This is a genomic window from Janibacter sp. RAF52, from assembly GCF_052114035.1.
Classification (GTDB): domain Bacteria; phylum Actinomycetota; class Actinomycetes; order Actinomycetales; family Dermatophilaceae; genus Janibacter; species Janibacter hoylei.
The window spans coordinates 1-408 of the sequence record NZ_JBFRDY010000029.1; the positions used below are offsets into that span (position 1 = coordinate 1).

Sequence of the window (408 nt, forward strand, 5' to 3'; positions counted from 1 at the left end):
ATTCTCGGGCTTGACCCGAGAATCTCCGGCGGGACGAGGAGCAGGAGCCTCCTTGTCGCGAGATGCTCGGGTCAAGCCCGAGCATGACGGAAAGGTCAGCTGCGCTGCGGCGTCGACGGATCGGCCGTGGCCCCCTGCGCCGGCGAGGGCAGGGGCTCCGCCGCCTGCTGGGGCTTGCGCATGGCGGGGGAAAGGCCGGGATAGCGCTCCCGATAGGCCTTCAGGAACTCCGAGACACTGTCGGCATTCGCGGTCGCGCGTGCCATCTCGCGTATATCCGCCGCGCGGGCGCGGTTTGCGCCGGTAACGAAGGTGAAGGTCCGGGCATCGGCGCTGCGCGCCATCTTCGGCGCGAATTTGCTGCGCAGCCGGTCGAGCGAGAGGGCCTCGTTCGCCATCACATAGGAG

The 408-nt window shown here is 68.6% G+C and carries 1 protein-coding gene; it reads right to left on the reverse strand.

Features of this window, described 5'->3' with window-relative positions; translation table 11 throughout:
• Window positions 1-95: 95 nt before the first annotated feature.
• Window positions 96-408: hypothetical protein (locus AB4Y78_RS15610; RefSeq protein WP_441737299.1), on the reverse strand; the 313-nt coding region annotated here is incomplete at its 5' end.